This is a genomic window from Clostridium sp. (genome assembly GCF_016650035.1).
Classification (GTDB): domain Bacteria; phylum Bacillota; class Clostridia; order Clostridiales; family Clostridiaceae; genus Clostridium_AD.
In genome coordinates, this window is sequence record NZ_JAENWM010000004.1 from 23,361 (window position 1) to 45,063 (window position 21,703).

At 30.1% G+C, this 21,703-nt stretch carries 20 protein-coding genes; all 20 read right to left on the reverse strand.

Annotated features, from left to right (window positions below; translation table 11 throughout):
* Positions 1-10: 10 nt before the first annotated feature.
* Complete coding sequence (locus JJD95_RS01665; protein WP_291639677.1) at positions 11-1,036, reverse strand: NAD/NADP octopine/nopaline dehydrogenase family protein; 1,026 nt, start codon at positions 1,034-1,036, stop codon at positions 11-13.
* A gap of 224 nt (positions 1,037-1,260) precedes the next feature.
* Positions 1,261-2,562, reverse strand: a complete 1,302-nt coding sequence (locus JJD95_RS01670; RefSeq protein ID WP_291639680.1) for a serine dehydratase subunit alpha family protein — start codon at positions 2,560-2,562, stop codon at positions 1,261-1,263.
* Between the two features lie 121 nt (positions 2,563-2,683).
* The gene (locus tag JJD95_RS01675) at positions 2,684-4,462 is read right to left on the reverse strand and encodes a sigma 54-interacting transcriptional regulator (protein WP_291639682.1); all 1,779 of its coding nucleotides are present in this window, start codon (positions 4,460-4,462) and stop codon (positions 2,684-2,686) included.
* Between the two features lie 556 nt (positions 4,463-5,018).
* Positions 5,019-5,750, reverse strand: coding sequence for a GntR family transcriptional regulator (locus tag JJD95_RS01680; protein WP_291639684.1), 732 nt, complete (start codon positions 5,748-5,750; stop codon positions 5,019-5,021).
* A 201-nt stretch (positions 5,751-5,951) separates the two neighbouring features.
* Entirely contained in the window at positions 5,952-6,857 is a 906-nt protein-coding gene (locus JJD95_RS01685) for an EamA family transporter (protein WP_291639687.1), read from the reverse strand.
* Positions 6,858-7,155: 298 nt separating this feature from the next.
* The gene (locus JJD95_RS01690) at positions 7,156-7,299 is read right to left on the reverse strand and encodes a hypothetical protein (RefSeq protein ID WP_291639689.1); all 144 of its coding nucleotides are present in this window, start codon (positions 7,297-7,299) and stop codon (positions 7,156-7,158) included.
* A gap of 693 nt (positions 7,300-7,992) precedes the next feature.
* Complete coding sequence (gene spoIVA, locus JJD95_RS01695; RefSeq protein ID WP_291639693.1) at positions 7,993-9,471, reverse strand: stage IV sporulation protein A; 1,479 nt, start codon at positions 9,469-9,471, stop codon at positions 7,993-7,995.
* Positions 9,472-9,627: 156 nt separating this feature from the next.
* Complete coding sequence (locus tag JJD95_RS01700; RefSeq protein ID WP_291639695.1) at positions 9,628-10,620, reverse strand: NAD(P)H-dependent glycerol-3-phosphate dehydrogenase; 993 nt, start codon at positions 10,618-10,620, stop codon at positions 9,628-9,630.
* A gap of 1 nt (position 10,621) precedes the next feature.
* Positions 10,622-11,938 (reverse strand): ribosome biogenesis GTPase Der, encoded by a 1,317-nt coding sequence (gene der, locus JJD95_RS01705; protein WP_291639697.1) that lies wholly within the window; start codon positions 11,936-11,938, stop codon positions 10,622-10,624.
* Between the two features lie 2 nt (positions 11,939-11,940).
* A complete protein-coding gene (locus tag JJD95_RS01710) occupies positions 11,941-13,275 on the reverse strand; it encodes a DUF512 domain-containing protein (protein ID WP_291639699.1) in 1,335 nt (444 codons plus the stop codon).
* 292 nt (positions 13,276-13,567) lie between these two features.
* Complete coding sequence (locus JJD95_RS01715) at positions 13,568-14,392, reverse strand: substrate-binding domain-containing protein (protein WP_291639726.1); 825 nt, start codon at positions 14,390-14,392, stop codon at positions 13,568-13,570.
* 71 nt (positions 14,393-14,463) lie between these two features.
* The gene (gene phoU, locus JJD95_RS01720) at positions 14,464-15,120 is read right to left on the reverse strand and encodes a phosphate signaling complex protein PhoU (RefSeq protein WP_291639728.1); all 657 of its coding nucleotides are present in this window, start codon (positions 15,118-15,120) and stop codon (positions 14,464-14,466) included.
* 74 nt (positions 15,121-15,194) lie between these two features.
* Positions 15,195-16,898, reverse strand: coding sequence for a two-component system histidine kinase PnpS (pnpS, locus tag JJD95_RS01725; RefSeq protein WP_291639730.1), 1,704 nt, complete (start codon positions 16,896-16,898; stop codon positions 15,195-15,197).
* A gap of 2 nt (positions 16,899-16,900) precedes the next feature.
* A complete protein-coding gene (locus JJD95_RS01730; protein ID WP_291639732.1) occupies positions 16,901-17,596 on the reverse strand; it encodes a response regulator transcription factor in 696 nt (231 codons plus the stop codon).
* Positions 17,597-17,627: 31 nt separating this feature from the next.
* Positions 17,628-18,344, reverse strand: coding sequence for a peptidoglycan editing factor PgeF (pgeF, locus tag JJD95_RS01735; protein ID WP_291639734.1), 717 nt, complete (start codon positions 18,342-18,344; stop codon positions 17,628-17,630).
* Between the two features lie 76 nt (positions 18,345-18,420).
* Positions 18,421-18,876, reverse strand: a complete 456-nt coding sequence (nrdR, locus tag JJD95_RS01740; protein ID WP_291639736.1) for a transcriptional regulator NrdR — start codon at positions 18,874-18,876, stop codon at positions 18,421-18,423.
* A gap of 79 nt (positions 18,877-18,955) precedes the next feature.
* The gene (locus JJD95_RS01745; protein ID WP_291639738.1) at positions 18,956-19,216 is read right to left on the reverse strand and encodes a YlmC/YmxH family sporulation protein; all 261 of its coding nucleotides are present in this window, start codon (positions 19,214-19,216) and stop codon (positions 18,956-18,958) included.
* 224 nt (positions 19,217-19,440) lie between these two features.
* Positions 19,441-19,986: a sigma factor gene (locus JJD95_RS01750; RefSeq protein WP_291639740.1), complete on the reverse strand. Its 546-nt coding sequence runs from the start codon at positions 19,984-19,986 to the stop codon at positions 19,441-19,443.
* Positions 19,987-20,061: 75 nt separating this feature from the next.
* Positions 20,062-20,769, reverse strand: coding sequence for an RNA polymerase sporulation sigma factor SigE (gene sigE / locus JJD95_RS01755; RefSeq protein WP_291639742.1), 708 nt, complete (start codon positions 20,767-20,769; stop codon positions 20,062-20,064).
* A gap of 54 nt (positions 20,770-20,823) precedes the next feature.
* On the reverse strand, positions 20,824-21,627 hold the full coding sequence (spoIIGA, locus tag JJD95_RS01760; protein WP_291639744.1) for a sigma-E processing peptidase SpoIIGA: 804 nt from the start codon (positions 21,625-21,627) through the stop codon (positions 20,824-20,826).
* Between the last annotated feature and the right edge of the window lie 76 nt (positions 21,628-21,703).

The window sequence follows — 21,703 nt, forward strand, 5'->3', positions numbered from 1 at the left end:
ATTTTTATTTTTATGAAATAATATTTTCTTTAAAAATGCTGACTCCAGCTTCTAAAAAGTTAATATTCAATACCAATCCAGCAAGCTTAACTAGTGCTTCTGAATACTTGGTGTCTATTCCAAGAACTTTACCAAGTTTCACTATTGGTACAATTCCATATGGTATATCCTCTGTTATATACCTATGTGACAAACTTGTTGGAGCCTTGCCTTTTATATAAATTTCATTTTTGTTAAGGGCATCATATAAATTGTCATATTTAATATCGAAAAAACTGTTAATTGATTCAAGAATTGATGGACAAGTAAATCCAATTCTTTCTGCAATTGATATTCTCTCTTTGTCTATGCCCTCAATATACGCTATTTCAGATTTGGATACCCCCTCACCATAAAAAGAAAAGTCCTGCCCCTCCTCTATTCTTGCAAGATTAAATATCGTTAAAGGAACATGAATTACTGGATTTGTGGTGCTAATTGAAGTTTCATATATGCTGCTTACCTTTTTAAATTGTGGGAATATATTCTTTAAATCATTTAATACAATATCCACATCATTAGAATTAATTGTACTTATTGTAATCTGTTTCTTAATTCCAAGAATATTAACCTTTCCAATCTCATATGCCTTTGCCATAAAAAGCATAGCACCTGTTTCAGCTACTATTATTTCATTATCCTTTAAAAAATTCTTGTAATATTCCTTAGCTTCAAAAGCACCCCAATTACCATTAAAAATAATTATTTTTTGTCCCTTTTCCAAATAAGGCTTTATTGCTTTAAAAACATCCAGATGATTGTTTGCAAGAGTAGTAATTAAAATATATTCTGCATCTGCAAGCGCATCCTTATAATTGCTATAGGCATTTAAGTTAAAATGTCCTTCAATTTTCCCCTCGGAATATAGGCCCTCAGATCTTAATTTCACAGCTTTTCTCTCATCTCTTGTATATACTGTTATATCACATCCAAGCTCTGAAAGATATGCACCTGTTGCCATACCAATATTACCTGCTCCTATGACCGTAGCCTTCATTTTTTACCTCCCCAGCTCCAATATTTTTATTTATTCATATTAAAAAAATAAATTATACAAAACTACTGATTGTAATTAATAAATTACAATCGTTTTCATTAAAAATTATTAAGAACATTAACAAATTTGTACTGTTGTCTTTACAACTTATGCATTTTTTATGACTAATATATCAAAATGGTATAAATATAAATTATTTTTGTAATTAAGTTAAAATATAATTATCAAATTATATAATAATCCACTACACTTGGTTGCTCCTCAACCATTATTTCTATGATTTGTCCATCTATGTCCCCCATGCCTTTCATACATAATTCACCTAAGTTCTTTATTGAGGTTTCTGCATCATTTCCAACTATTCCATCAAAATCAGATATGATTGTATTATTTTTTGCCAGTTCTGCCTGTAAGATAGCTTCGGAAGATGCAGTTGATAGCTTAAATGCACATCCGCCTTTAGCACCATCACAAACCATTCCGGTAATATTGCCAACCATATTTTTAATAGCTCCTACAATTTGTATATCATTGCATCCAATAAGCCAGGCCACTGATACACAGGCTCCAATTCCTGCTGCAACACTACACCCACAGATTGGTGATAATTTACCTGTATATTCTTTGATATAAATAGTTATTAGATGACTAAATGCCAAAGCTCTTGCAAGTTTTTCATCATCGTATCCCAAATGCCTGCATATTATGCATGGCGGGATAATTGCTGTAATTCCATGATTTCCGCTTCCCGCACTACTCATTACCGGCCTATTTACACCTGCCATTCTTGCATCTGCTGCAGCTGCTGTGGCTGAACGTACTTCATTGAGTATTCCCTTATCTAAAATCCCACTATCCATAAGATCCTTAATTCCTGAACCTAAACCTGCGCCTGACTTATTTTTAAGACCTATTTCAGCCATCTTCATATTAAGTTTTACACCTTCAAGTAGGAACTCAATATTTTCAAAAGGGACTGTTTCTATAAAATTTCTAAGTTCTTTAATAGTTAAATTTCCTATTTTACCTAAATCTACATTTTGTATTGTTTCATTTTTTTCAAATACCACTAAGCTGTTTTTTTCAACATATACAATATTTGTATGTGAATCTTTAATAATACATTTCGCTTCCCCACGGTCACTGATTACTACAGCTTCTATGAAAAATTTCCCCTTATTTTCTTCAATTTTAATTTTTACTTTATTATCACCTACAATTCTCTTGGCAGTCGCTATAAAAATATCGTTTACATTTTTTAAAACTTCAAATTCCGATTCCGGTTCTCCACAGACAACAGCCAATGCAGCCACAAAAGTTATCCCTTTTTCCGTTGTCCCTGGGATTCCAACCCGCATACCATTTTTGTAAATATTCGGGCTTATCTTAACTTCAATACTTTTAACTTCACCTCCTATTTGCTTATAAGCTTTAGAAACTGCTATAGCTACTGCCACTGGTTCCGTACAACCAAGTGCTGGTTTTACCTGATTCCTTAAGACATCTACAATTTTATTGAAATCCACATTATCACTCCTTTGCTTATATATTCATATAGCAATTATAATGCCAACTATAAATTAGCGTATTGCTCATTTTTTGTTTCTAAAGTTTTCAATTTTGAAAATATATAATCAAAATTGAAAACTATGAATCATATTCGTTCATTCTTCTATATAATGTGGTTAAACTTATACCAAGTTTTTTTGAAGTTTCCTTTTTCCCTTCAATAGTTCTTCCATATCGTTTGAGATACTGTTCTATAATATTTCTCTGAAATATATTTGTGATTTCTTCAAGATTTCCCTTTATAATTGATTCTTCACAGTAAAATTTATTTGTTTTTGGTTCATCTAACATAAAATAATCAGGCATATCATTAATTTCAATTACTTCATTTTCGGAAAAAATTACTGCATATTCCAGAACATTTTCAAGTTCACGAATATTTCCCGGCCAATTATATAATAAAAATTTTCTTTCAACTTCTGTTGATATTATTTTATGGGTTATCCCCATTTTTTCACATATATTATTGAGAATATACCCACAGCATAACAGAACATCCTCTTCTCTTTCAGCAAGCGTAGGAATACACAATGGTATAACGTTCAATCTATAATATAAATCTTGCCTAAACTTTTGATCTTTCACGAGCTCTAAAAGGTCTTTGTGAGTTGCCGTAATTATTCTTACATCAACTTTTATTGGATAGTTACCACCTACCCTTACTATTTCTCTTTGTTGAAGAACTCTTAATAATTTGGGTTGAAGATGCAATGGAAAATCTCCAATTTCGTCTAAAAATAATGTACCCTTGTTTGCTAACTCAAATTTCCCTATTTTCCCCTGAGGGTTTGCTCCTGTGAAAGCACCCTTCTCATAGCCAAAAAGCTCGGATTCTAAAAGATTTTCAGGTATGGTTGAACAATTTAATGCAATAAATGGCCTGTTTTTTCTAGGACTTGAATTATGAATAGACATGGCAACTAATTCTTTTCCTGTTCCACTATCCCCTTGAATTAAAATTGTCGCAGAAGTTTGGGCTGAAACCTTAGCTTTCTCAATAACATTCACTAATTTTTTACTTTTGCCTACTATATTATTAAAATTTATTTGGGAGTCACCCTTTGCATTCAGTGCTCTATCCAATATTTCTTCTATTTCATCAAAGCTTATCAGAATTGATATTCTTTTATCATTCAATACCATATTACTTATTTTATATAATACTTTTAGCTTTTTCCCATTTACTTCCCATTCTCCCATAGTTTCAATGTCATTTGTCCCTTTTGTTATAATATTTTTTATTACGTTTTCCACAGATTTATAAAGTACTTTCTCATAACTAAGATTTAAACCTAATATATTTATAGATTTTGCATTAACATGGGTTATTTCCTTTTCGGAATTTAAAATAATAATTCCCTTGTCTATTGAGTTAATAATTACGTCAACTTCTGCAATTTCAACATTGAGACTATTTAAAATTCTGATGTTTTCTATTTCCTTTTGAATTTGTTCAACAATCTGAGATAAAATATAGAAGTATTCATTCTGTTTATTAATCATTAGATTCTTTTGTTCAGACTTAAATGCGATAAATCCTATTACTCCCAGAATGCTGTTTCCTATAATAATGGGATAAGCCATGCTACAAATTTCCTTGCATTCAACGTATGCATAACAATCTCTGCATATGTTACTATCCAGCTTACTAACGTTAATTTCAGATTTACCGGAATTTAATATCTTAGAGAAAATGGAATTCTTAGGGCTATCTTTATTTACCTGCTCATAATAGTCTCCTGTACCAACTATCCTTACAAGATTTTGATCTACAACGGTAACGTCAACATTTAATCTTAAACATACATCATCTGCAAACTGTTGAATTTTATCCTGTATTAACCTCAAATAAGACATATTACCCCCCCCTAGTGTAATTGTAATTATTTTTAGTTCACTAGTACTATTGTATCTATGAATTATTAACTGTATTGTTGTCTTTACAACTTCTTAATTCTAGTTTATAATTTTTTTAACCAAAAGTCAACCAATATTTGTTATTTTAGTAAAATATTATAAAATATATTTTGTTGATTTGTCATAACTAATTACTCCCATTTTTTCTTATATAAATCATATTAGTATAACTCTGTATCATTCAATTCTTAATAAATGTTCTATAATTGGGCATAAAAAGACCCGGAGAACATTAAACTGTACCACGGGTATATAATTATATAAATTTGCCTATTTTCATAAGATGGTGATATCCCACCATTGCTTTCCGCTTGTAATAATGCTATGTTCAAATTAGCCTCCTTAATTTTTGATGCTTTTGCCTATCTCTATTTATTTTACAATACAGGTAAAACATCCTTGTTTCACTATGGTTTCTATACATATGAAAATAAATTATATTAAGTTGTAAATTTCTGTTATGTTACTACACATACCCCTTCAGCAGTACTGTGTATTACGTTAACTCAAAATTAATAAATGGTTTATATTTATCTGCTTTTGCTATGGTTACGGTATAGGCTATGATTTCATTTTTTTCACCTATTATGTTCGATTCCCAGGATATAAGTGGTCTATCTTTTGGAACATTTAACATATTCATTTCAAATTTGCTAGGAAACTTGGCATCAATGTGTATGTGAAGGTACTTCGGATTCAAATTTAAAATATTTTTAAGATATTCATGTAGATAATAATTCGACAAATTCTCTTCATTATGTATACTACCATTAATTATTGATGCTGGGATATAAGAGTAGTCAATAGCTATAGTCTCCTTTAAATCAACCATTTCCCTTGTGATTTTACATACCTCTTCCCCCTCTTTAAGATTAAGTTTTTTAATTATACTTTCATTTGCATTCATAAATTCAATACTTACTACTTTATGGTTTCTAAATTCAGAAATTTCAGATGAAATTTTAGATGATTTAGAAAGTGTATGTTTCATACCTAGAAAATCCTCATTTGTAAATTTCACAAATGTACCCTTTCCTCTGATCCTTTCTACTATGCCAAGTATATTTAATTCCGAAACAGCCTTATTTGAGGTAACTCTGCTTACATTAAACATAACAGAAAGCTCATTTTCTGATGGTAATTTATCTCCTATGACAAAATCACCCTGGCTTATCTTATCAATAATATAGTTTTGAATTATTACATATTTCGGTGTAAAATCATTCACTTTATATCTCTCCTTAATTACTTATTATATTATTATTATCATAAGCTATTACTAAAATAAAGACAATAATACATATACAAATATATTTATTCTCATGAGAATTGATTTCCCACTAATTTAGATAATATAAGATTTTATGAGGATCAGTATATATAGCCTACTAGCCACTTTTTATTTTCGTTCTTAACTTACCAAGTGCCATCACATATTTAGCAAAACAACTGCTACAACTATAAAGCCTATAGATATAAATTGACGTGTAGTCAGTTTTTCTTTGAAGAATAGCAAGTTAATAATATTAACTACTAGGATTACACCTACTGAAAATAAGGGGAATACAACGAATGCAGGAATTGATGTAAGAGCGCGCAGTAAGAACTGGGATATAAATTGAGAAGGGATTCCTGCTATAAGACCAAAGATAATATCCGTACGCTTTATCCTACGATCCTTAACCAACATGAATATTCCTGTAACTATAAATGAGAACAGAAATGTGAAAAAGATAAACAAACTTTGAAATTCTTCTGTTCCATATATCTGGTATATCTTAGAAGTAAAGTCACAAAACCCTCCAAGAAAGAATGTACCAAATAGTGCGAATTTTAAGGTTACAATATTATTTTCCTCTTTTTTAAAGTAAATAACCAATATTGCTGACATTGCAACTAATACACCCACAATCTGCAATAACTTAGGGATTTCATGAAAGAAGATAACAGATAAAATAGCCGGCACCATGACGCCAATCTTATTGAATGTAGCCGTCATTGCACTGCCATTATGTGCAGTACTTATTTGTAATAAATAAAATGCACCAAAATAGATAAAACCATTAAATAAAGCAAGAAGCAATGTGAATATAGATGGCGTAATCCGAATTAAATTACTGCCTTGAGCTGTTCTTTGTCCTAATTCAGATATGAATAAAGTAACCCATTGAGGGTCAGATATCATTTGTGTAAAAGCAAGCATCAGGCTGAAGATAGTTGCTCCTAGAAAACTGAAAAAACAGACTGCTAAACGGTTAGAATTGCTTTTTTCAGTAAACTTAAATAAGACATTTAAACTTGAAGAGAAAAGTATTGCAAAAATAAGAAATATCATATTATTTTCTCCTTTTCATAATTATTGTTCAATTGCTACTAATGTAACATCTATTTCATTTATATCTAATATCAATTGCCTTTGCATTTTTACCTTCCATTTCATCCTATTAGTATGTAATTTATTTTTTAATTTAATTACATAATATTATATCATATTTATATTTATATCTCTAATTCAATTAACATATGCTTAAATCACTAATAGGGGACTCGCCAACATTTCTCTGAATCACACCAATAGGGTAAAAAACAACCTAAAGCTAACTAATACCTATAAATAGGCTAATCCAAAATATCTATTGAAAAAGAAGTTTATCATCAATCATTCTGCCTAGTTTGTGCATACCAATTGCTTTTATAACAGAAAAATATCCTTGCTGAACCATGTCCTCAAACTCATAGCTTTCTATATAGTATTTTAAAGTTTCTTTTAAAACCAAATATTTTCTCTACCTTTAAATCCTGTACCTCCCACTTTCGGTAAAGTATCTCTATAAACTTGAAGTTTTTCACTTTACTTAATTCTTTATTTACGCATTTAATTGCATTGCTGTTATTTGTCAGATTAAATTTTATCTAGTTTAAAATCATAATTTCTTTTGTTTCATCACAATAAACTATCTTATTGTACTCACAGAACCTATTAAGAAGCTTGTCTATAGTTTCTCTATTATATCCAGTCTCAATAACTATGATTTGTTTAGTAAGTTCATAAATACCACACTGACTCAGAGTCTAGTGTTAATGATATAAACTATACTTATATAGAAATTCAGGAGGACGATGCTCATGGCAAGTAGTTATATAAGGAAAAGAAACAAGAAACATAGTGCAATTCTAAAGTAGGAAGTTAATGCTAATAACTCATTTCTTCACATAAGACACATATAAAATAAGCATGACATATGCAAATTCTCATTCTAACCACATATAATATTTATTCTTATGTCGTATTACCTATCTACCTAACTATGTCTTACAACTATTATATAAGGCATTATTCCCCCTATTGACCATTAGCTTGAATAGTAACTTAGTTTATAGATAAAAAAAGCACGGTTTTTCATTCTAAAATGATTCCCGTACTTTTTATTTGTTTTTCTCCGTGCCTTTTGAATCTTATAAAAATATAATTATAGTATAATGCAGATTAAACTGCCATTACCCTCATTAATAATTCTTTGAAGAGTCTTCTGAATTTTTACTTGCACATCATCAGGCATCTTAAATAATTTATTTTGAAGGCCCTCTTTAACTAATACTTCCAAAGATTTACCAAACATATTACTCTGCCAAATTTGAGATTTATCATTTTCAAACTGATCTAAGATGGATTTATAGAACTCTTCACTTTGCTTTTCCGTACCCATAATAGGGGACACTTCAGTCTGTATATCTGCCCTTATAAAATGAAGTGAAGGTGCCGAGGCCCTTAATTTAACTCCATATCTGCCACCATGTTGTACTATTTCAGGTTCTTCTAAAGTCATTTCTGAAAGTTGTGGTGCTACAAGTCCATATCCTTTTTCTTTAACATCTCTTAAAGCATCTGCAATTTTATCATATTCGGTTTTAGCTCTAGAGAACTCTCCCATTAATGTTAACAGATCATTTTCTCCCTTTATTTCACAAGCACAAGTTTCACCTAGTATTTTGTAAAATAATTCTTGCCTAGGAATTAAATTAACTCTGGCAGTACCTTCTCCCATATTCATTTCATCAAGTCTTGCAGAATCTAAAAAATCAACTTCTTTAAAGCTTAGTAAAGATTTATTTATATCTCTAACTTTAAATATATCCTTACACATATCTTTTAAGAATTTCATAAAGCTAATTTTTACCCAATGCTTAGAACTTAAATTTTCAATCCACTCTGGCATATCTATGTTAATTTCTTTAACTGGGAATTCTTTAAGAACCCTTTGGAATATATTGGCTATATCTCCCTCATTCATATTTAGTACATCCATAACTTGAACTGGCACATCATATTTTTCTTCTAATTCCGTTGCTAAGGCTGCTGTTTCAGGTGTAGATGCATTTTTGGAATTTAACACCATTATAAAAGGTTTATTAATGGCCTTAAGCTCATTAACCACCCTTTCTTCAGCTTCTACATATTCCATTCGTTCTATGCCTGTGATAGAACCATCTGTAGTGATCAAAAGTCCAATAGTTGAATGTTCATTTATTACCTTCTTTGTTCCAAGTTCTGCCGCTTCTTCAAATGGAATTTCATAGTCGTACCAAGGAGTTGTAACCATTTTAGGTGTTTCTCCTTCAGCATATCCTAGCGCTCCTTTAACAATGTACCCAACACAATCAACCATTCTTACTTTGAATTTAGTGCCACCCTCAAATTCAATTTCTACTGCTTCGTTGGGTACAAATTTAGGTTCAGTAGTATGAATTGATTTCCCTGAACCACTTTGAGGTAGTTCATCTATGGCTCTTTCTTTTTTATGGGGATTGTCTATTTTAGGAATTACCAAAAGCTCCATAAATCTCTTTATAAATGTCGATTTTCCAGTTCTTACGGGACCTACAACACCTACGTAAATATCCCCTTGAGTTCTCTCTGCTATATCCTTGTATATATCAAAATTATCCAAGATATACCCTCCCAATTCTTATTATTAACATTATAATTATATTTTAGATAACAATGAATTATTACTACTGATTAAAAAAATATAAAAAAAACCAATTTTTCATTAATTACTTAGTGAAAAATTGGTTTTTTATATTAAAATTCTTATTTATAATCTTTAGAATTCATTTTTTTTATTTCTTGACATCAATTCATATACCGCATATTTACATTCTTTACCTTCAAATAATACTTTGTACAGTGCATCTGTTATTGGCATAGACACCTGCTGTTTTTCTTTAAGTTCATAGAAGGCTCTTGTAGCTTTTATACCCTCGACTACCATTCCGATGTCCTCGCAAGCCTTATCCATAGGAATACCCTTGCCAATTAGAATCCCTGCCCTTCTATTTCTACTATGCATACTAGTACAAGTTACAATAAGATCTCCCATACCCGTTAAGCCATAGAAGGTTTCAGTTTTACCTCCAAGTACAGTGCCTATCCTTATAATTTCACTCATTCCTCTTGTCATAAGTGCAGCCTTTGAATTGTCCCCGTAGCCTATACCATCTGACACTCCTGCAGCTAGTGCAATAATGTTTTTAACAGCGCCGCCTATCTCCACACCAATAATGTCTTCATTAGTGTAGACTCTAAATTTATTGGTCATGAATACATCTTGAACAATCTTTGCATACTCCATTTTTTTAGATGAAACTACTACTGTTGTAGGAATATCTAAAGCAACCTCTTCGGCATGACTAGGGCCTGATAGTATTACTATAGGATTATTTGGAATTTCTTCTTCTATTACCTGTGATATTCTTTTTAATGAATGCTCTTCGATTCCTTTTGCAATACTAACCACAATTTGATTCTGTTTTAAATAAGGTGCTATCTTCTTACTTAGCTCTCTTATTACATGTGAAGGCACCGCCAGAACTATTATATCACTCTCACTTATAACCAATTCTAAATCAGTGAATGCTGTTACTCCTGCTGGTATGATAACACTCGGTAAATATTTGATATTTTCTCGTTTAATATTAATGTCATTAATAACAGCAAGTTTTCTATCCCATATATTAACTTTTGTTCCTTTTTTGGCAAGCATAATGGATAATGCAGTACCAAAACTCCCACCACCTAAAAAAGCAACTTTTAGCATTCTATTCCTTCCTTTCCCTAAATATAAGCCTTATTCCTGTTCCGTTAAATTCAAAGCTACTTCTCAATTGATTTTCTAAATATCTTTGATATGAGAAATGCAATAAATTCGAATTATTTACAAAGAACACGAATGTTGGCGGTTTAGAGTCTACTTGAGTAACATAGAATATTTTAAGTCTCTTATTCGCCACTGTTGGAGGTTCTTGCATAAGAACCGCTTTATTAACAACCTCGTTAAGTATCCCTGTAGAAATTCTTTTTGAATAATTATCAAAACATTCTTTAACTGTAGATAATACCTTATGTACTCTTTGACCTGTTTTTGCAGATATAAATAAATAAGGTGCATATGCCATAAAGTTTAATCCAGCTTGTAATTTTCTCTTATACTCAAGCATAGTTTTATCATCTTTTTCAATAAGATCCCACTTATTCACTATAATTAATATTGCTTTTTTCATTTCATGAGCATACCCTATAATTTTCTCATCTTGATCACTTAATTCATCTGTAGCATCAATGATAAGTATTACTACATCAGCTCTCTCAACGGCAGCTAGCGATCTAATAACACTATATCTCTCAATCCCATCATTAACTTTACTTTTTCTTCTTATTCCTGCAGTATCTATAAGAACAAATTTACCATCTGCAGTTTCCAGTTTACTATCAATAGCATCTCTTGTAGTACCTGCAATATCAGTGACTATATTTCTATCTTCACCAAGCATTTTATTTATTAGTGATGATTTACCAACATTTGGCTTACCTACAACTGCAACTTGAATATATTCTTCGTTTTCTGTACTTGAATATACGCTTTCAAAATGTGCTACTACCTCATCTAACATATCACCCAGTCCAAGTCCTTGGGTAGCTGAAATAGCTACTGGATTCCCTATACCTAAATTATAAAATTCAAAAGCATTAGCTTCTAGTTCTAGATGATCTATTTTGTTTACAACTAGTACTATTGGTTTTTTACTTGACCTAAGCATTTGTGCAACTTCAGTATCTGCACCTGTAAGTCCTTGTTTACCATCTACTATAAATATTATAACATCCGCTGTTTCTATAGCTATTTGTGCCTGTCTTCTCATTTGAGCTAAAATAATATCTTGACTTTCAACTTCAATACCACCTGTATCAATTATTGTGAAATTATGTCTAAGCCAATCTGCATCAGCGTACACCCTGTCTCTTGTTACACCTGGTTTATCATCAACTATGGATATTCTTTTACCTGCTAACTTATTGAATAAAGTAGATTTCCCTACATTGGGTCTTCCTACTATTGCTACGATTGGTTTTGCCATTATTATTCCTCCTGACTATATTCGTTTATTATATGGATTAAGTCTTCTCCTGAATAATCACATATTAAAACTTTTGTCCTTAAGCTTTTTTCTAAATCACTTACCGTAATATTATCTAAGAATATTTGCTTCTCATTGTTTCCCAGTTCGTATCCGCTTTTAAACATATTACTAGGTATTATTAAATATTCCCCTAGCTTTTCATCCACAAGTTGCTGAATTATGTCTTTTCCTGTTAAAAGTCCTGCTACTGTAATCATTTCTCCAAAAAAATTATTATGTATTTTTTTTACCTGAATTTTGATTTTATCATTAATTAAAGTTATTTTTTTGGATACACTCAACATTTCTGCATAAGCCGAATGACCTGTAACAAATGTAAAACTCCCACTATTATCTAGTTTTAGGTTAGCTACATCTTCGTCAATAACACTTCTAAGTAGTCTAATCATACCAATGCCATCTTCTAATTGTTCATAACCATTATAGAACTCTTCGCACGGAACATCAACCCCTGCTACAACATAGAATTCATCAGACAACCTTACAAAAGGCGATCCTATTTCACTAGTGTATTTTTCTTGTAATTCTTTTACACTTTGAATTTCTTTTAACGCAGTTGCTTTATCGTATAATGTTAAATTGAATAATCCTTCTCTATATTTGGTTATCCCAACTGGCACTACTGCTAAATTTTCTATATTGGGGTAAAGTTTATATAAATCCTCAATGGTTTTTAAAAGCTCTTTTCCATTGTTAATTCCAGGACACGAAACCACTTGGCAATTAATTTTTATATCGCCTTCAGAAAGTCTCTTTAATCTATCATAAACATTCCCAGCAAATTTATTGTTTAACATTAACTTTCTAAGCTCTACATCAGTAGTGTGGACTGAAACATTAATAGGACTTATCTTATATCTAATTATCCTATCTATGTCCTCCTCCTTCATATTAGTTAGTGTTACAAAATTACCTTGAAAAAAGGATAATCTAGAATCATCATCTTTAAAATAGAGTGTTTCTCTCATTCCAGGAGGTAATTGATCAATAAAACAGAATATACATTTATTATGACAGCTCTTTGGCTTATCCAACATGGGATCAATAAACTCAATCCCTAAATCTTCATCATAGTCCTTCTCAACTTCAATTTCCCAAACTTCCCCATCTGTCTTTTCAATTTCAATGTTAATAAGTTCATCTGTAATCAAAAATTTATAATCTATAATGTCTATTACAGCATTGCCGTTTATACTAATTAATCGATCTCCCACTTGAAGCTTAATTTCTTCTGCAATACTTTCCGGGAGAATCTTAGCTATTTGGTTTTTCATTTTTACCTCCTACTCAACCATAACCTTTTATTTAAAAGGTTTTATGAGGAATTAGTAATATTATATTAAAATTAAATTCCACTTTTAAATATATAATATTCTATTCATAATAGTAGATAATACAATAATAAATTATAGTATTCCATTAAATATATTACATGAATTAACTACCTAAGTCAACGATATTAACATTTAAAAGGAGAAAAAAGCATATATCGACAGTATTCGTTTTTTAGTATACTTTAAATGTACCATTTACTGCAGACTAAAAATACCTCCTAAGAAGGAGGTATTAAGATGCTTCGATACAATGTTTTCTAATAATTTCAATGCCATCTTCACTTTCTAAATACTGAAAAAAATCTTTCAAATTATCTTTTTTATCTTTAGAGTAATATGCTTTTATTGGAAAACTCAGTGGATAAAGTTTATTTTTCAGATTTGAAAGAGTAAGTTCAATACCACTTAGTTTTATAAATACACTTTCTTTATTATACCACTGTCCCGGTATAAATCCTATAGCGTTTTTATTCTGAGCAATGAAATTTTTCATTTCTTCTACACTTGATACATACTTCATACTGCTACTCATTTGTTCTTTTATAGGAGTATTCATTATTTTTATATCGAATTGCTGTTGCACTGAACTTACAGAATCTTTAAATGACACAGGTATTATGGTTTGAGATTCGCCATTTAACTCTACCCAATTTACTATTTTCCCTATATATATTTTTTTTAATTCCTGAGTTCCCACACTATTTACTTTATTACTAGCATTAACAATAATTCCTATACCATCAGAAGCTAGTATTTTAAACTCAGTTTTCTCATTATTCGGCTGAACATATCCGATTAGTATGTCCACCTCAGAATTGCTTAGTTTAGTAAAAGCATTTTCTCTCTCGAGAATTTCTACAGTAATTGCGGTTTCATTATTTAAATTGTAATCACGTGCTAAATCATTCACCATGGGATAAACTGTTTCTTCACAAATTATTTTAATGATTTTAGGTTGTTGCTCTTCAGTCTTTGCATCTTTTTTACACCCTGTGACTAAAATTATTATACTCATACAGATAATTGTGGCCAACGTTTTTAAACTCATTTTTTTCATAATCACTACTCCACTACAATATTTTAAATATATATTTATTGTAATTGTAGTTTCCGTATTTTTTCTAAAAACTATTCGTTTAAATCAACTCTTTCTCCAGTAACTAGATAAATCGTCCATTCACATATGTTTGTCGTATGGTCTGCAATCCGTTCTAGGAACTTACATACAAATAAAAATTGAGTTGCTTGTTTTATTGTGCTTGGGTCTTTAGCCATTAATTGCAAAAGTTCACTAAATACTTCATAATATATATTGTCTACTTCATCATCTCGTTTTCCAACCGCGTATGCCTTTTCAACATCTCCTTCTACATATGCATCCAAGGAATCTTTTATCATAAGTATTACTAATTCAGCCATTCTAGGTATATCAATTAGCTCTTTTATATATTTTTCATCTTTTAATCTTAATGTAATTTTGGCTATGTCCACAGCATGGTCGGCCATTCTCTCAAGGTCAGTTACTATCTTTGTTGTAGTGAAAATATTTCTTAAATCTATGGCTAAAGGTTGTTGCATGGCAATGAGTCTTATTGCTTTGTCTTCTATTTCATTCTCCATTAAATCAACAATGTCATCATCCTTCATTATTTTCCCTGCCTTTTCAATATCTTGATGTACTAAGGCATTGATGCAGTCATGAATTTGTTTTTCTACTATACTACCCATTTTAATTAAATCATTATGAAGCTCTTGAAGATTCATTTCAAATACTTTCCTTGCCATATTATCACCTTCCCTTTTATATTTTAGCCAAATTAAATTGTATTATAACATATTATTCGTTTATTTTAATATTTCTATTTACTATATGGAATTTCAATTATGAATTTGCTGCCTATTCCAAGCTGACTTTCCACAGAAATCTTGCCGTCAAATTTAAGTACTATATGCTTAACAATAGCAAGTCCTAGTCCAGTACCACCTTTTGATCTAGAACGAGCCTTATCTACTCTGTAGAACCTCTCAAAGATACGTGACGTTTGTTCCTCAGCTATTCCAACACCAGTGTCTTTAACCCATAATATAAGCCCGTCAGCTTTGCCCTCTGTGCCAATATAAACACTATCTCCTGTTTCTGAGTAGTTTAGCGCATTATCGACTAAATTAATTAACATTTGTTTAAACCTATCAGCATCACCTATCAATGTTTTTAGGTTATCCTGCTGTATTGATAAATGAATTCCTTTTACTTCTGCCGTGTTCTTCATTAAATTGTAAACATCTTCTACCATTCTATTAACATCAATTTTTTCCTTTTTAAGCTCCTTTTGTTGTTCTATATGAGAAAGTATTAAAATATCTGTAATAAGTCTAGTTAATCTTTCAGCTTCTTCATTTATTATATTTAAGAACTTTTCCTTGGTATCAGCATCATCAACATATTTTAGGGTTTCTGCAAACCCTTTAATAGATGTTAGAGGAGTTTTTAATTCATGTGAAACATTTGCAACAAATTGTGTTCTCATATTCTCTAATTTTTTTACTTCTGTAATATCTTGGACAACAGCTACAGTACCAATATGCTCGCTTCTGTTAATTATATCCGCAGTCTTTATCCTAAGTTCTCTTTCCTGTGGCCAAACTATCTTTATTTCTCTATAATCATCATCACTTTGATGGAAGATACTTTCTAATTCAAAATCTCTAATATTGTCAAGGAGATTTTGTCCTATAATATCTTTTGTTATTCCAAATATTTTTTTAGCATATGGATTAATCATTATGACTTTATTGTTTCTATCCACTGCAATGACACCACTGTCCATACTTTGAAGAATAGCCTCTAACCTATTTTGCTTATCTGTAACTTCATTCAATGTAAACTCTAGTTTATCTGCCATCTCATTGAAATTCTTGGCTAGGTCTCCTATTTCGCCATTTGTTAATATCTTAACTCTTCTACTAAATTCACCCTTAGTAATCCTTGAAGTAATAAAGATTAAATCCTCAATAGGTTTAACTATAATATATGATAATTTATAAGAAAACCAAATTGCCATCATTCCTGAAAAAATTATAGCAATGATGTAAAACTTAAAATATTTACTGCTAAGGCTATTTACTATTTTAACAGGCATAGAACTTCTAATAATAAACCCGTCATCAAAAGCCGTAGCAAAATACATCATATTCTTCTCAGTAGTGTTACTATATCTAACTATATATCCACTACTGCTTTTTCTTGCTGCCATTATTTCTTCCCTGCTATTATGATTATCCATAGTTTCCATATCTATATTTGAATCATAAATAACTTTGCCATTCTTATTAATGTATGTAACTCTAAATTCTGAACCTGATAAATCAACAGTAAAAAATTTTTCTTGATCTATTAAATTATTACTACGTAATAAGCTACTTATCATATTATTATTCATTTCAAGCTTATCTTTCATGTTTTGTTGGTATTCATAATTAAAAATAGAAACAAATAACGTAGTTACTACTATAAATATAAAAATCACAGTGCTTAATAAATATATCATTAATTTTTTCCTCATAATTATTCTCCAAAATTAAATCTATATCCTATACCCCTAATAGTCTGGATATATATTGGATTTTTATCATCATCTTCAATTTTTTGTCTTAGATGCCTTATGTGAACATCTACAGTTCTTGTCTCTCCTACGTATTCGTAACCCCATATTTTATCTAGTAAGAAGTCCCTAGTCATAACTCTCCCTTTATTAGTTATTAGAATTTCCAGAAGTTCAAATTCCTTTAATGTTAAGTCGATTTTTATTTCACTTTTAAGAACCTCATGCTTACCAAAGTCAATATCCAAATTGCCAACTTTAAATGTTTTTTCAACTATTTGCATAGTACTTCTTCTAAGTATAGCTTTAATTCTTGCAATTAATTCTCTCACAGAAAATGGCTTTGTAATATAGTCATCTGCGCCTAGCTCAAGTCCTATTATTTTGTCTATCTCTTCTCCTTTTGCCGTTATCATTATAATGGGCATATTTGACATAGATGAATCTTTTCTAATTTCCTTGCACACATCCAATCCATCCATTCCTGGCAACATAAGGTCTAGTAACATAAGTTGCGGCAAGTGTTCTTTCGCAAGATTTATAGCATCGATACCATTATCAGCAAGTATAACCCTATACCCATTTTTCTCTAAATTAAATTTAATTAACTCCTGTATATGTTCTTCATCATCCACAACTAATATTTTTTCATCAGCCAATTTAACCCCTCCTTATCTTTTTATCGGTTTATTACTTTAAATAAACAAAAGAAAACATTCTACCTAACTTATTTTCACTAAATCTATAGGAATACAATTCATAGTGTTTATTACAAGCAGTACAAATATTGGTAGTGATAATATTAGTTTTTTTAATACCCTTCTGTGCAAGTTCTGTCAAAATACACTTTTGCAAATCTAGTTTATTATTATTACTTATTTTAATATTGTTATAAATCTCTTTACTGGTAAACTCTTCTATTAAGTCACCACTAACTTCATAGCAACATTCGCCGATATGAGGTCCAATAAAAACCCTTATATCCTTAGGTATTGAGCCATACGTATCTTGCAGTCTTTCAATTGTTTTAGTTACAATTAAAGCCTTTGTACCTTTCCAACCACTATGTATTGCGGCGATTACTCCCTTACTAACATCTACTAAAATAACAGGTACACAATCTGCTGTAAAAACACCTACAGCTGTTTTTGTTATATCTGTTATTAGTGCATCCCCATCCTTAGTATTAATATCAACATCAAAATCTAAAATTATGTCACTGTGAATTTGATTTAGATAACCAACAGATTGTAACTTATAATGCTCTTTTATCCTTTTAAGATTTAGTAATCCGCACTCAGTATTTTTATTAAAGTTTAGGCCATCTTTTGCTGTTGAAAATAAAACCACTGCATTACCATATTCGAATTTTATAAACTCATAATTATTGATAGTTTCAATTTCCACTACTTCACCTCATTTAATAGATTCACTAAGACTGTTGTTTTTTTAAAATTATAAAAAAAATGCCAGAACGGCATTTTTATTCATTACACATTAATTTCCTTATCTCTTCCATAAACGTATTAATATCTTTAAATTGTCTATATACTGAAGCAAACCTAACATAAGAAACCTCATCTACATTTTTTAATATACTCATGATTATTTCTCCAATATAGTCAGATTTCACTTCAGTTAGCATTTCATTATTCAACTGTTTTTCCACTTCATCACAAATAGTTTCAATTTGCATTCTAGAAACTGGTCTCTTTTGACATGCCTTCATTAGACCATTCAATATTTTTGTTCTATCAAAATATTCTCTGTTAAAATCTTTTTTAATCACTAAAATAGGTATGTCTTCTACTTTTTCATAAGTAGTATATCTTTTTAAACAACTTAGGCACTCTCTTCTTCTTCTAATTGCAATATTATCCTCCGTTGATCTAGAATCAACTACTTTACTTTCTTCGCAGCTACAAAATGGACATTTCAATGCTCCTCACGCTCTTTTCTTAGTATAATTAGCAAGTATAATATCATTATACACTTTTTCATATTAAATTAAATAGTTATTACTCATTTTCCATATTTACCTCACTACCGTCTACAAGGATAACGTCTACACCAATTTTTTTCACTTTTTCCCAAGGTATCTCAATACTATTATTCTTATTAAACCAGGATGACTTTATACTTGGGAGTAATATTGAAATAATTCTATAGTCTTCACAGTCAACTCTTAAATCTTTGATATATCCCATTTTAGAACCTGAATTTATATCTATTATTTCCATCTGCCTTAAATTATTAATTGAGTACATTAAGCTTTCCATTTTTTTCCCTCCTTGTACATTTTTATAAAATTGCTTTTCTAAAACAACTAGTCATTAGGCTAGTCTATTTTTTAGTTGGTTATACTATATATTATTTATATTCAATAGCATCTAAAAATATCATTTTAAAATTGAACTTTTTTTTTAAATTGTGTAGCTTAAAACTATAAATTTAGTATTATAAAATAAGTTTACAGAAAAAAAAAGCCCATTTAGAGGGCCCTTTACACACTTCCTAATGAGTTTCGATTAATTCTTTCTACTGTATACCTTCGTTCTTGCAGTGCATCTAAAGCAAATACAATATCTTCTCTAGATAAGTCTAATTCTTTTGCTATTTGAGATATAGTAGGTTCTTTAGTACTCTTAGCTACTAACATATCTCTAACTTGTAATGCTTTATATGCAATAGTCTTTAATGAACTACTTACTCTTATTGGGTTAGTAACTCTTAAATATCTTCTTATTTCGTTAATTATTATAGGAGCTGCATATGTTGGAAACCTAACACTTAGACTTAAATTGAATTTATAAGCAGCATTCATCACACTAATACAAGCTATCTTAAATAAATCATTTGTGTTTTCTCCCCCGTCATCAAAGCGCTGTATTGCATTTAAAATAAGTTTTGTATTTGCTTTTATAAATGTTTCTTTACATTCAAAATCACCATGTTGCAATTTAAATAATAACTCATTCATTTCCTCATCTTTTAATACTGGCAAATTTGAAGAATTGATTCTACATAATTCTACTTCACTTATCATCATAAGGTCATCATCCCCTTCAAAATAATTACATTTAAATTATGGCCTTATGATTTAATTTTTATACTAAAGACAACCTTATACCATTTTATTAATTTCTTTTTTCAATCTTTTTATAATTCTTTTTTCAAGTCTTGAGATATAGGATTGTGATATTCCAAGAATGTCTGCAACTTCTTTTTGTGTTTTTTCTATGGCTCCATTTAAACCAAATCTTAGTTGAACAATTTCCTTTTCCCTTGAATTTAATCTCTGCATAGCAAGGCAAAGTAATTGTTTATCTACATCATCTTCAATAACGTTGTAAACCACATCACTATCCGTTCCAAGAATATCTGAAAGTAATAATTCATTACCATCCCAATCAACATTTAACGGCTCATAAAAAGAAATTTCTGTCTTGATTTTGCTATTTCGCCTAAGATACATTAAAATTTCGTTTTCAATACATCTAGAAGCGTATGTAGCTAGTTTGATTTTTTTTTCGGGATCAAATGTATTAACAGCTTTTATAAGCCCTATAGTTCCTACAGAAATCAAGTCTTCAACATTTACACCTGTATTTTCAAACTTTCTAGCTATATATACCACTAGCCTTAAATTTCTTTCAATTAAGGTGGCTCTAACCTTTTTGTCACCTGTATCTAGTCTAACTACTAATTCATCCTCTTCATCCTTAGTTAAAGGAGGCGGTAGTGCATCATTCCCCCCAATATAAAACAAATTTTTTGAAAACATTTTGAGCTTAACAAATAACTTGTTTAACACTACATTAAAATTAAACATAATTTCCTCCTTATCGCTATTATTAAGAGGTACTAATTAGCTTTACTGATTGTATTAACTAAGTATACCTATAGACATAAGACCATTATAGTCATTGTCTTTGCTTAGTTTATACTCACAAAAGGCTATAATTACATCTCTTGTTTCAATATTTTTATCAATATGAATATTGATATACTGGGGTTTAAACCCTATAAGTTTTCCGCTCATTCCATTTACTACATTATATGGAATGTGGTAGGTGTTATTTTTCTCTAGAATTATCTCACTTAACATTTCACGTTCAACAATTAATACTGGCAAATTAGTGGCAGGCTCACGAAGCTCATTTCCTGTGTCTAAAAATGCCTTAATTGTTTTTTTATAACTCTTATTCACTATATCTATGGTATATATAAGGGTTGATATTTTTTTTCTATCCCCAATAAAAATAACCATTCTATATATGAATATATAAATTATCATTACTGAAAGCATTAATTTTTCATAAGGAAAATTAATTACAATTACATTAAATGATGTGTTACTTGAGTTACTCATCGCAATATAAAAACACATTCCTGCTAAAAGAATAGAATAAAATATAAAGATTAGTGAAGCCTTAATATTGAATAATACATTTTTTTCTCTGAAAACAACTAAAATCATTACAATGACTATTAATATTTTAAAAGGTATATATGACAAGTATTTAAGCTTTGGATACACTACTGTTAAAACATATAAGCTGCCTAAAAAACTTGAAAGGCACATCCACATAATGTTTACCCTTTTTCTTAATGTTTGAACAGTGATATGCAATATGAATAGATTAACTATAAAATTAACTAGTATAAGAACATCTATATATATTATCACTTGTCCTTCCTCCTTTAAAATATATTATATAACTTATATAATCAAAATTTTGTCATTTTTTACCACAAAAATATAT

Bases quoted from the DNA above. Each gene is read 5' to 3' on its own strand.
- JJD95_RS01665 (WP_291639677.1), bottom strand. From the start codon at position 1,036: ATGAAGGCTACGGTCATAGGAGCAGGTAATATTGGTATGGCAACAGGT.
- JJD95_RS01675 (WP_291639682.1), bottom strand. From the start codon at position 4,462: ATGTCTTATTTGAGGTTAATACAGGATAAAATTCAACAGTTTGCAGAT.
- JJD95_RS01685 (WP_291639687.1), bottom strand. From the start codon at position 6,857: ATGATATTTCTTATTTTTGCAATACTTTTCTCTTCAAGTTTAAATGTC.
- JJD95_RS01700 (WP_291639695.1), bottom strand. From the start codon at position 10,620: ATGCTAAAAGTTGCTTTTTTAGGTGGTGGGAGTTTTGGTACTGCATTA.
- der (WP_291639697.1), bottom strand. From the start codon at position 11,938: ATGGCAAAACCAATCGTAGCAATAGTAGGAAGACCCAATGTAGGGAAA.
- JJD95_RS01710 (WP_291639699.1), bottom strand. From the start codon at position 13,275: ATGAAAAACCAAATAGCTAAGATTCTCCCGGAAAGTATTGCAGAAGAA.
- JJD95_RS01715 (WP_291639726.1), bottom strand. From the start codon at position 14,392: ATGAAAAAAATGAGTTTAAAAACGTTGGCCACAATTATCTGTATGAGT.
- phoU (WP_291639728.1), bottom strand. From the start codon at position 15,120: ATGGCAAGGAAAGTATTTGAAATGAATCTTCAAGAGCTTCATAATGAT.
- pnpS (WP_291639730.1), bottom strand. From the start codon at position 16,898: ATGAGGAAAAAATTAATGATATATTTATTAAGCACTGTGATTTTTATA.
- JJD95_RS01745 (WP_291639738.1), bottom strand. From the start codon at position 19,216: ATGGAAAGCTTAATGTACTCAATTAATAATTTAAGGCAGATGGAAATA.
- JJD95_RS01750 (WP_291639740.1), bottom strand. From the start codon at position 19,986: ATGATGATAAGTGAAGTAGAATTATGTAGAATCAATTCTTCAAATTTG.
- sigE (WP_291639742.1), bottom strand. From the start codon at position 20,769: ATGTTTAATTTTAATGTAGTGTTAAACAAGTTATTTGTTAAGCTCAAA.